General features: G+C 73.9%; 10 protein-coding genes. 7 read left to right on the forward strand and 3 right to left on the reverse strand.

The window, feature by feature from the left end; genetic code table 11:
• Positions 1-16: 16 nt before the first annotated feature.
• From ACZ51D_RS15455 to ACZ51D_RS15465, 3 genes are read right to left on the reverse strand one after another with little or no spacing between them, the layout of a single operon-like run.
• On the reverse strand, positions 17-835 hold the full coding sequence (locus ACZ51D_RS15455; protein WP_465615903.1) for a serine/threonine-protein kinase: 819 nt from the start codon (positions 833-835) through the stop codon (positions 17-19).
• On the reverse strand, positions 835-2,685 hold the full coding sequence (locus ACZ51D_RS15460) for an ABC transporter ATP-binding protein (protein ID WP_465615901.1): 1,851 nt from the start codon (positions 2,683-2,685) through the stop codon (positions 835-837). Before ACZ51D_RS15460 ends, ACZ51D_RS15455 begins: the two co-directional genes overlap by 1 nt.
• Before the next feature lie 51 nt (positions 2,686-2,736).
• Positions 2,737-2,865: a hypothetical protein gene (locus tag ACZ51D_RS15465; RefSeq protein ID WP_360495807.1), complete on the reverse strand. Its 129-nt coding sequence runs from the start codon at positions 2,863-2,865 to the stop codon at positions 2,737-2,739.
• Positions 2,866-3,412: 547 nt separating this feature from the next.
• Between ACZ51D_RS15465 and ACZ51D_RS15470 the strand changes: the two genes are divergently transcribed.
• From ACZ51D_RS15470 to ACZ51D_RS15500, 7 genes are all read left to right on the forward strand, one after another.
• Positions 3,413-3,868 carry a hypothetical protein gene (locus ACZ51D_RS15470; RefSeq protein ID WP_465615899.1) on the forward strand — a complete coding sequence of 152 codons (456 nt, stop codon included), beginning with the start codon at positions 3,413-3,415 and terminating at the stop codon, positions 3,866-3,868.
• Positions 3,855-4,700 (forward strand): class F sortase, encoded by an 846-nt coding sequence (locus ACZ51D_RS15475; RefSeq protein ID WP_465615897.1) that lies wholly within the window; start codon positions 3,855-3,857, stop codon positions 4,698-4,700. The genes ACZ51D_RS15470 and ACZ51D_RS15475 overlap by 14 nt, the downstream gene beginning before the upstream one ends.
• A gap of 177 nt (positions 4,701-4,877) precedes the next feature.
• Positions 4,878-5,738 (forward strand): hypothetical protein, encoded by an 861-nt coding sequence (locus tag ACZ51D_RS15480; RefSeq protein ID WP_465615895.1) that lies wholly within the window; start codon positions 4,878-4,880, stop codon positions 5,736-5,738.
• Complete coding sequence (locus ACZ51D_RS15485) at positions 5,735-6,535, forward strand: response regulator (RefSeq protein WP_465615893.1); 801 nt, start codon at positions 5,735-5,737, stop codon at positions 6,533-6,535. The genes ACZ51D_RS15480 and ACZ51D_RS15485 overlap by 4 nt, the downstream gene beginning before the upstream one ends.
• Entirely contained in the window at positions 6,532-7,746 is a 1,215-nt protein-coding gene (locus ACZ51D_RS15490) for a sensor histidine kinase (RefSeq protein ID WP_465615891.1), read from the forward strand. The genes ACZ51D_RS15485 and ACZ51D_RS15490 overlap by 4 nt, the downstream gene beginning before the upstream one ends.
• A gap of 126 nt (positions 7,747-7,872) precedes the next feature.
• Positions 7,873-9,411, forward strand: a complete 1,539-nt coding sequence (locus ACZ51D_RS15495; protein WP_465615889.1) for a sigma-70 family RNA polymerase sigma factor — start codon at positions 7,873-7,875, stop codon at positions 9,409-9,411.
• Positions 9,412-9,705: 294 nt separating this feature from the next.
• Positions 9,706-11,357, forward strand: a 1,652-nt coding sequence (locus tag ACZ51D_RS15500; protein ID WP_465662517.1) for a non-reducing end alpha-L-arabinofuranosidase family hydrolase, incomplete at its 3' end; no start/stop codon positions are given.

Here is an 11,357-nt window from a genome sequence, read left to right on the forward strand (position 1 = left end):
GCGCGGCAGGCGCCGGTCACTCCTCCGGCGGCACCCAACGGCGCCCCTGGGGGAGCAACTCGTCCAGGGTTTCCGCCAGTTGGGGCAGGTTCGGGCGGGCGGCGGGATCGAGGTGGAGGCAGTCGTCGATGGCGGCGGCGAGGGGGCGCGGAAGACGGCGGCTGCGGGCGACCGGGGGGACCGGGCCGTGCGGGGACGGGCCGGGGAAGGGGGTGGTGCCGGTGGCGGCTTCGTAGAGGGTGATGCCGATGCCCCAGACGTCGGTGGCCGCCGTGAGCAGGCCGCCGGAGGCCTGTTCGGGGGCGAGGTAGCCGTCCGTGCCGATGCCGGGGGTGCCCGGGCCCGGGGGGCGGGCGATGCTGAGGTCGAGCACGATGGCGCGCCGGCAGTCGATCACGATGTTGGAGGGCTTGAGGTCGAGGTGCAGGAGGCCCTGGCCGTGCAGGTAGCGGGTCGCCGAGCAGAGGTGCAGTCCGAGCATGGCCAGGTCGGTGGCGGCGGGGCGGCGCGGTCGGGTGTCCAGCAGGTGGGCGAGGGTTTCGCCGGTGAGGGTCTCCAGCACGGCGTACGGCTGCGGGCGCTCGCCCGTGCCGTAGCCGCGCACCAGGTGCGGGTGGGTGAACTCGGCCAGCCAGCGGCCTTCGCGGAGCAGGCGCTCGCGGAGTCGGCGGTCGCGGCGGCGGTCGGACCGGAGCACCTTGACCACGCAGCGGCAGTCCCGTTCCTCGCTCCAGCAGTCGTACACGTCGAGCCAGCCGGTGCGGCACAGATGTGCCAGGACCCGGTAGCCGGGGGCGATGGACTCGCCTGCGGGGAGCGGCTGTCGGGAGCCCATCAGGCCACCCCCTGGAGCGGTGGCCGGTGCAGCCCGTCGAGCCGGGCGTAGCCGTCGTCGCGGGCGAGCAGTTCCCGGTGGGTGCCGCAGGCGGCGACGCAGCCGCCGCGGAGCAGCACGATCCGGTCGGCGTTCCGTACGGTCAGCAGGTTGTGCGAGATGATGATCGTCGTCCGGCCGCGCATCAGCCGGCCCAGCGGCTCCAGGATCCGCCGTCCGGACTCCGCGTCCAGCCCGGTGGTCGGCTCGTCGAGCAGCAGGACGGGCGCGTCCCGGACCATCGCCCGGGCGATCGCGATCCGCTGCCGCTGCCCGCCGGAGAGCAGGCCGCCCTGCCGGCCCACCAGCGTGTCGTAGCCGTCCGGCAGCCGGCTGACGAACTCGTGGGCGTCGGCGGCCTTCGCGGCCGCGACGACCTGGGCGTCGGTCGCGCCCGGCCGCCCGTAGGCGATGTTCTCCCGGACGGTGCCGTGGATCACCAGGGTCTCCTGCAGCAGGACCGCGATGTGCTCGCGCAGGTCGGACAGGGCGAGTTCGCGCAGGTCGATGCCGTCGAGCCGGACGGCCCCGCGCTCGGGGTCGTAGAAGCGCAGCAGCAGCTTGGCGCTCGTCGACTTGCCCGCCCCGCTCTCCCCCACCAGGGCGACCGTCTCGCCCGGCTCGGCGCGGAAGGACACGTCGAACAGCGCCACCCGGGTCGTGCCCGGGTAGCGGAACCACACCCGGTCGAAGGCCACCGCGCCGCGGATCCGGCCGGGGCGCAGCGGGGTCGGCGGATCGGCCACCTGCGGCCGCTGGTCGAGCAGTTCGATGATCCGCTCGGCGGCGGCCGAGGCGGAGTAGAAGCCGTTGCTGAGCCGCGAGATGCCCCGGATCGGGCTGTACAGCCGGCTCAGCAGAGCGACGAAGACGAGGAGTTCGCCGAGTGTCAGACGGCCGGTGGCGAGTTCCCAGGCGCCCAGCCCGAGCACGATCAGCGCGCCGACCAGCTCCAGCAGTTCCACGATCGGCGCGAACAGGGCCCGCAGCCGGGTCGCGGCCATGGTCGCCCGGAACCGCGCCAGGTTCTCCCGGTGGAACCGGTCCTGCTCCCAGTCCTGCCGGTTGTACGCCTGCACCAGCGCGATGTTGTCGAGGGTCTCCTCGGCGAGCGCGCTCACCGAGCCGCTGCGCCGCCGCCGCTCCCGCGACGCGGCCTTCACCAGCACGGAGAAGCGCCGCGCGGTGAACCAGAACACCGGCGCGACGACGAGGGCCACCGCGGCGAGGTCCCACCGCAGGTAGAACAGCACGGCGAGGAAGACGGCCAGCTCGGCGACGTACGCGACCGCGTCGAGGACGCCCGAGAGGAGGAAGGTCTCGACCGCCTCGACGTCCGAGGTCAGCCGCGACAGGACGTCGCCGAGCCGCCGCCGCTCGAAGAAACCCAGGGAGAGGCCCTGCAGATGCCGGAACACGTCCGTGCGCACGGCGAGCAGGAAGCGCTCGCTGACCCAGGTCGAGGTCGTCTCGTCGGCGAAGCGCAGACCCCCCGCCACCAGCGTCAGCCCGGCGTAGCCGAGCGCGACCGGCAGGAACAGCCCGAGCCTGCGCGGCACCAGCACATCGTCGACGACGACCTTGAACAGCCAGATCGCGGCCACGTCGACCAGCGGCCCGAGCAGGACGAACCCCAGCAACAGGGCCAGCCAGCGCCGGCCGCCTCGGGTGTAGGGCCAGAACCGCCCGAACGTCCGCCGCAGCGGGACGGCCGGGGCCGGTTCGACGACCGGGTCCGCCCGGCCGTCGCCGTCACCCGCGTCGACGGCCATCAGGCGCCGCAGCGACCACACGGTACGAATCCAGCCCATGGGACGTGGCCGGGCCTGTGACGGCCCGGCCCTGACAGGACGGCGAAGCCGTCAGTGCCGCGAGTTGCTTCCACGACGGCGGCGACGGTCGTTCGTCTTCGAGTGCCTGGTCTCCTTGCCGGTCCCGGTCCGCTTGCGCGGATGCCGCATCGCCGGCACCAGGTTGGCCAGCATGCTCATCGCTGTCACCTCTCTGTTGGTCCCGCTCGGTCCCCCACCCAGAGGTACGCGCCGGAGGGCGGGGGCGCTCACCGGCGCGTCGGTGCGATGCGCAGGGTCTTCATGGGCGGTGCGGAGTGACTTCGTGGGCGGCGCGGAGTGTTCGTCGGTGCCGGTGCGGGTGCTTCCGGCGGCACCGGGCGGCGACGTCACGGGGCGCGGTGACGTCGCCGCCCGCAGCCGTTACGCAGCCGATGGCCGACCGTGACACGACCGGCCGAGGACCGCGACACGGCCCTCCTACCGTCACTGTCGACGCCCCGGCCGTAGCGGCCGCACCGGCCGTACCGGCTCCGGCCGTACCGGCTCCGGCTGTACCGGCCGGTGGGCGTCCGTGACGAGGACGTGCGCGTCCGGCGCCGACGACGAACGTCCGCGACCGCTGCGCATCACGCCGCGTCACGCGATCCGCGACGTCCCGAGCGACGCGATCCGCGAGGCCGCGCGTGACGCGATCGGTCCGCACCGACGACCGACGTACACCACCGATGCAGATGGAGAACACCGCATGAGCACGAGCAGGAGCCGTACCGACCGTTCGCCCGCCCGCCGCCTCCTGGCGGCCTGCACCCTGACCGGGGCCGCACTGCTGACCGTCGTCACCGGCGGGCAGGCCTGGGCCGACGGCGCGCCGAAGCCCGTCGCGACCGCCCCGGGCGGCGCCGTCGCCTCGCCGGCTTCGGGCGCCGTGCCCACCGCCTCCCCGGCGCCGGCCAACCCGAAGGCCCCCGCCGCCGTGGCCTCGCCGTCCGAGAGCCCGCGGGCCGTACCCACTCCGCAGGCCCCCAACGGCGCCCAGCCGCAGGTCCGTGAGGTGCCGAAGGGCGCCGCGCAGGCCGGTGACGGCTCCGGTGCCGCCGACGGCTCCGGCCTGATGCTCGCGGGCGGCGGCGCCGTCGCGGCCGTCGGCGCCGGGGCGCTGGGCTTCGCCGTCCTGCGCCGCCGTTCCGGTGCGCGCGGCTGACACCGGTCCCGAGTCCGCCGGGCACCCCGGCGCCGTTCCCCCGCACCTGGCCAGGCGGGGAAGCGGCGCCGGGGCCGCCCCGGCGGTGGGGACCGGCAGCCACCGCGACGCCGGGGCCGGGCAGGCCCGCGGCCGCGGGCACGCGCGCGGGCGGCGTCGAGCCGCCAGACCCGGGCCGAGCGCCCTGCGCCGTACGGCCTTCGGCGCGGCGGGCCTGCTCTGCCTGGTGCTCGGCACCTCGCTGGCGCTCTCCGGCCGGGACACCCCGGTGGTGCGGATCGAGACCTCCGGCCACGGCGGCACCGCCGACACCCCGCCGGCGGCACCGGCCACCGGGGCCGCCTCGGCCCCCACGACCGCCGTGCCCGGCGCGCCGAAGCCCTTCGCGCCCGCGCCGCCGACCCGCCTGCTGATCCCCTCCGCCGGGGTGGACGCGCCGGTGACCGACCTCGGCCTGAACTCCGACGGGACGGTCCAGGTGCCGCCCGCCGACCGGGGCGACGAGGTCGGCTGGTACCGCAACGGCCCCACCCCGGGCGAGACCGGGCCCGCCGTCCTGATCGGGCACTACGACACCGTGCACGGCCCGGCGGTCTTCCGGCAGCTGCCGAAGCTGCAGCCCGGCGAACTGGTCCGGGTACGGCGCGCGGACGGCAGCACCGTGGACTTCAAGGTCCGTACGCTGCTCCAGGCCGCCAAGGACGGCTTCCCCACCGAGCAGGTCTACGGTGACACGCCCGCACCCGCGCTGCGGCTGATCACCTGCGGCGGGCGGATCGGTTCGGACGGCCACTGGACGGACAACATCATCGTGCTGGCGGACCTGGCCTGACCGGGCCCGACCTGCCCGTCGTCCCGGCCTGACCCGACCTGCCCGTCGTCCCGGCCTGACCCGCGCCGCTCCGGCCCGGGCGGAACCGCGGGCCGCCGTCCGGGCGACCTACCACCAGGACGGCCACGGGGCGACGAACCGGCACCGCGCCGCAGACCAGGAGGACGAACACCGACCGTGGCAGCACCACCCGCACCCCGTCGCCGGCCCGGCGCCGTCCCCGTGGCGGCCCTGGCCGGCCTGGTCGTTCTCCTCGCCCTCGCCGCCCTGGCCTTCGGCCGGGCCACCCCCGGCGGCCTGCGGGACCAGGGCCCGGCCCGGGCCGTCACGCCATCGCCCGTCCCCCGGCCGCTGTGGCCGAACCCGGCCTCCTCGCAGTCGACGCCCCCGTCCGACACCGGGGCCGGCGGCGCCACCCAGGCGCCACCGCAGCCCGTACCGGACCTGACCGTCCCAGGGCGCGACATCACCGCGCTCGACGTCCGCACCGTCCTCGCCAAGGACCCGGCGGTGACCCCGGAGGAGCGGCAGGCGCTCGGCTCCTGCACCGGGTGCGAGGTCCGCAGCCCCGAGTTCCGCGACCTCACCGGGGACGGACGGCTCTCGCTGATCACCACCGTCAGCACCCCCGGGCCGGTGGTGCTGCACGTCTACACCCTCGCCCCCACCGAGGACCGGCTCCTGCCCGTCCTGCGGGTGCAGGTCCAACGGACCTTCAGCGCCGAGACCATCGGCTCCGAACTGTGGCTGTACGAGTCGACCAGCGTCTACGTCCGCACCAGCAGCCACTACCGCTGGGACGGGGTCAGGCTCGTCCTGCTGGAACGCAAGGACGAAGGCCTCGGCGTGCTGCCGCCCACCGGCCCGGACAGCGCCCAGCCGCCCAGCGCCACCCCCAGGTCCCCCGCGTCGCCGGCCCGCTCCCCCGTCGTCGGACCGCCGGAACCGGCCCCCGGCGCGGCCGTCCCCTCCGCGCGCGCGGCCCGCCCGACCTCCCAGCCCGCCGCCCCCACCGCGACCCCGGAGCCGAAGCGATGACCGCCCCCGCCCACCCGCACATCCTCCTGGTCGAGGACGACGAGGTGATCCGCGAGGCCACCCGGATGGCCCTGGAGCGCTACGGCTTCCCGGTCACCACCGCCGCCGACGGCCTGGAGGGCCTGGAGGCCTTCCACGCCGTCCGGCCCGACCTGCTCCTGCTGGACGTCATGCTGCCGCTGCTCGACGGGGTCGGCCTCTGCCGCCGGATCCGCGAGGAGAGCCAGCTGCCGATCCTGATGATGTCCGCGCGCACCGACCCGGTGGACGTGGTCTCCGGGCTGGAGGCCGGCGCGGACGACTACGTCGTCAAGCCCTTCGAGAGCGCCGTCCTGGTCGCCCGGATCCGTACGGTGCTGCGCCGCATCCGCGTCGTCCCGGCGGCCGACGCGCCCGGCATCCCCTCGGCCGACTCCCCGGCAGCCGGCTCCCCCACAGTCGGCATCCCCGCAGCCGCGACCGACGCCCCGCAGCCCCCGGACGCCCCTGCGTCCCCGTCCTCCGCCGCCGTCCGCAGCTTCGACGGCCTGCGAGTGGACACCGACAGCATGGAGGTGCGGGTCGACGACCGCCTCGTCCCGCTCACCCCCACCGAACTGCGGCTGCTGCTGGAGTTCACCGCCGCGCCCGGCATCGTGCTGGAGCGCTCCACCCTGCTCGAACGGGTCTGGGACTACGAGTGGGGCGCCGACACCCGGGTCGTGGACGTCCACGTGCAGCGGCTGCGCGCCAAGATCGGCTCCGGCCGGATCGAGACCGTCCGCGGGTTCGGCTACAAGCTGCGGCGCCCGGCATGACCCTGCGCCGCCAGATCGCCACCGCCGTCGCCGCCATCTCCGTCCTGGTCGCGGTGGCCGTCGGCCTGCTGGTCCACCAGGCGATGATCCGTCAGCACGTCGACCAGGCCCGGGCCACCGCGCTCGCCGCCCTCGACTCGGCCCTGACCGACTACGGCCGCAACCGCGAACTGGCCGGCCGGGGCGCCGCGCTGGACGACCCCACCCTGCCCGGCCCCCTGCGCACCCTCGCCGGGGGCGGCCGGCAGGGCTCGCTGCTCGCGGCCGACGGGAAGGGCGAGTCGATGTGGGCGGCCTCCCCGGTCCAGGACGGGGTGCTCTCCGTCCGGGTGGGCTTCGCCCAGGACCGGCAGGCCATCGCCGACCTGGACCGGATCATCCTGCTCACCGTCGTCGCCGCGGTCTTCACCACCGTGCTGGCCGGCGTGCTCGTCGCGGACCGGATCAGCCGCCGCCTGCGCACCGCCGCCACGGCCGCCCGGGGCATCGCCGCCGGCGGGACGGACACCCGGATCGGCGAACTCGTCGACGGCAAGGACGAGGTCGCCGACCTCGCCGCCGCCGTCGACCTGATGTCCCGCACCCTGCACCGCCGCCTCGCCGACGAGCAGCGCTTCACCGCCGACGTCGCCCACGAGCTGCGCACCCCGCTCACCGGCCTCGTCACGGCCGCCGAACTGCTGCCGCCCGGCCGCCCCACCCAGCTCGTCCAGAACCGGGTCCAAGCCCTGCGCGGCCTGGTCGAGGACCTCCTGGAGGTCTCCCGCCTCGACGCAGACGCCGAGTCCCCCGACCTCTGCGCCGTCCCCCTGGAACGCGCGGTGCGCCGCACCGTCTCCCTCACCGGACTGGACGTCACGGTCGAGGTCACCGAAGCCACCGCCGACCGGCAGGTCCGCACCGACCTGCGCCGACTGGACCGCATCCTCGGCAACCTGATCCTCAACGCCCACCGCCACGGCGCCGCCCCGGTCCACCTCCACGTCGACGGCCACCGCATCGCCGTCCGCGACCACGGCCCCGGCTACCCCGACGACCTGCTCCGGCACGGCCCCCAGCGCTTCCGCACCAACGTCCCCGAACGCGGCCGCGGCCACGGCCTCGGCCTCACCATCGCCACCGGCCACACCCGCGTCATCGGCGCCACCCTCACCTTCGCCAACCACCCCGCCGGCGGCGCCCTCGCCACCCTCACCCTCCCACCCGACTGACACCCCGGGCCGGTCCGTGACCCATGGCACCTGCTTCGGCCGCCTTTGGCCGCAGTCCTTTGCCGACGCTAAGGTGTGGCGCCTACGCGGCGGATCGCTCCCCTGAGGAAGGTTGGGATGGGGCTCATGGATGCAGACCACGCGGGGCTGGTGGTCGCGGCGCAGGCCGGTGACGACCGGGCGCGCGAGGAACTGATCGCCGCGTACCTGCCGTTGCTCTACAACATCGTCGGGCGTGCGCTGAGCGGACATGCCGACGTCGACGACGTCGTCCAGGAAGCCCTGCTGCGCGTGGTGCGCGACCTGCCTGCCCTGCGTGCCCCGGAGAGCTTCCGGTCCTGGCTGGTGTCGATCACGCTCCGTCAGATCAGTACCCACCGCCACCGGCAACGCGTCTTCGCCGGCCGGAGCGCGGTCATCGACGAGGCGCACCAGATACCGGACGCCGGCGCCGAATCCGAGGACATGACGATCCTGCGTCTGCACGTGTCGGACGAGCGCCGCCAGGTCGTCGAAGCCGGCCGGTGGCTCGACCCGGACCATCGGGTGCTGCTGTCGCTGTGGTGGCAGGAAGGCGCCGGCTCGCTGAGCCGTGACGACCTCGCCGCCGCGACGGGGCTCACGGCCGCCCACATCGGAGTGCGCCTGCAACGCATGCGCGAGCAGCTGGATCTGAGCCGGACGATCGTCGCCTCGCTGAACGCCGACCCGCGCTGTCCGCAGTTGGACGAGACCGTCGTCGGCTGGGACGGTCGCCCCGCATCGGTGTGGCGCAAGCGGATCGCGCGGCACACCCGCGGATGCCCGGTCTGCGCGGCGACGACGGCCGAACGGATTCCGGCCGAACTCCTGCTCCTCGGCGTCGCGCCGCTGGCGGTCCCGGCCGGGCTCATCGCCGCGCTGGCCGCCAAGGGCTTGCTGTCGGGTACGGCCGCGAGCGCCGCCGGCCTGGCCACGGCACAGGTCGCGGCAGGCACGGCGACGGGGGGAGGCGGCCTGCACAGCTCGCTGATCGCCAAACTCTCCGCGGTGACCGCTCATCCTCTGGTGAGCCTCGCCACCGGCGCGGTGCTCATCACCGGCGCCGCCACCACCTACGCGACCTGGCCCGAACCGGCGCCTCGGGTGCCCGGCGTCACCGCCGCTCCCACGGTCGGCAGTCCCACGCCGACCTCGCCGGGCACCACCACCTCGGCCGGACCGTCTCCGGTGAGCCCGTCCGCCATCGCAGCCGTGGTTCCGCTGGGCGCACAGTCGCTGGAGTCCGTGGACGACCCCGCCCTGTACCTCACGTACGCCGGCGACTTCGCGACGCTCGGCCGCGTCGACGCGTCCAGCAGCGCGCAGACCCGGCAGCGGGTCACCTTCACGGTCATCGGCGGCCTGGCCGACACCCGGTGCGTCACCTTCCGCGCCGCCGACGGCCGCTACCTGCGCCATCGCGACCTGCGGCTACGGCTGAGCACCGACGACGGCAGCGAGCTGTTCCGTGAGGACGCCACCTTCTGTCCGCTCCCCGGGGCGGTGGCCGGGTCGGTGACCCTGCACGCGCACAACTATCCCGGATCGGTCCTCCGCTACCGCGACGGTGGCATCTGGCTCGACGGCTCCGACGGCACTCGGGCCTTCGCCGGCCAGGCTTCCTTCATCATCCGCAAGGCCTGACGGGGACGACCAGGCCGCAGGGCTCGGCGTAACGCTTTCCGCCTGCGAGATGCATCACCGGGCAATCGTCCGGATCGCGCCACCTTTTTCGTTACGGGGCCGTGAGTCCGGAGGCCTCCCATGTGTGGGGTGCTCTTCCCGCCGCTCACCCTGACGGGCCGGCATGGGAGGTGCTTCCCCACTGAGGAATCCCCGGAAGAAAGCCGCTCCAATGATGCGACACACCCACGAACCCCCGGCCGAGGCGCGCACGATCGCGGCGCCAAGGGTGACCCGCAACCCGCGGGGAGAGTCATGAAGGGTCTGCACCGGCTCAGCCGGCGTCGCCAGGTAGTGGCGGTAGCAACGTCGGCCGCGGCGCTGGTGGCCGGTGTCGTGGCGCTCCTCCCCAATTCCGCCGGAGCCGCCGCCCTGGGTACCCAGGCGACCCCCTCCGGCAGGTACTTCGGCACCGCTGTGGCCGCCGGCCGGCTCGGGGACTCGACGTACACCGCGATCGCGGACCGGGAGTTCAACATGATCACCCCGGAGAACGAGATGAAGTGGGACGCGATCGAGCCGTCCCGCGGCAACTTCAACTTCGGGGGCGCCGACTCGATCGTCAACCACGCCTCGGCGCACGGCCAGCGGATGCGCGGCCACACCCTGGTCTGGCACTCGCAGCTCCCGTCCTGGGTCAGCTCCATCGGCGACGCGAACACCCTGCGCGGCGTGATGGACAATCACATCACCACCGAGATGTCCCACTACAAGGGCAAGATCTACGCCTGGGACGTCGTCAACGAGGCCTTCGCCGACGACGGCAGCGGCCGGCACCGCAGCTCGGTGTTCCAGAACGTGCTGGGCGACGGCTTCATCGAGGAGGCCTTCCGCACCGCCCGGAACGTCGATCCCTCGGCGAAGCTCTGCTACAACGACTACAACATCGAGAACTGGACGGACGCCAAGACCCAGGGCGTCTACACCATGGTCAAGGACTTCAAGTCCCGCGGCGTGCCCATCGACTGCGTCGGCTTCCAGAGCCACTTCGGCGCCGGCGGCCCGCCGTCCAACTTCCGGACCACACTGTCCGACTTCGCCGCTCTGGGCGTTGACGTCCAGCTCACCGAGCTCGACATCGCCCAGGCGTCCACCACCGCGTACGCCAACGCGGTGAACGCCTGCCTGTCCGTCGCCCGGTGCACCGGCATCACGGTATGGGGCATCCGCGACAGCGACTCCTGGCGCAGTGGCGAGAACCCGCTGCTGTTCGACCGCAACGGCAACCCCAAGCCCGCCTACACCGCCGTCATGAACGCCTTCAAGGCCGCCTCCGGCACCGGAACGGGTGGGACGGGCGGAGGGAGCGGCACCGGGGAGATCAAGGGCGTCGCCTCCGGTCGTTGCATCGACATCAACGGCTTCACCACCGTCAACGACACCCAGGCGCAGCTGTGGGACTGCAACGGACAGACCAACCAGCGGTGGACCTACACCTCTGGCAAACAGCTGATGGTCTACGGAAAGAAGTGCCTGGCCGCCAAGGCCAAGGGCACCAGCAATGGCACGGCAGCGGTCATCGGGGACTGCAACGGCGGCGCCGACCAGCAGTGGAACATCAACGCGGACGGCTCGATCGCCGGCGTCCGGTCCGGGCTGTGCCTCGACGCCGTCGGCGCGGGCACCGCCAACGCCACCAAGATCCAGCTGTACACCTGCTGGTCCGGCGGCAGCAACCAGAAGTGGGCCGGCCTGTCCGGGACGTCGACCCCGCCGGGCGGCACGTGTGCCCTGCCGTCGACGTACCGCTGGTCGTCGACGGGTGCGTTGGCGCAGCCGGCGAACGGGTGGGCCTCGGTGAAGGACTTCACGGACGTGGTCTACAACGGCAAGCACCTGGTCTACGCGTCGAACGTGAACGGGTCGTCGTACGGCTCGATGATGTTCAGTCCCTTCTCGAACTGGTC

The organism is Kitasatospora sp. NPDC033851 (genome assembly GCF_055576085.1).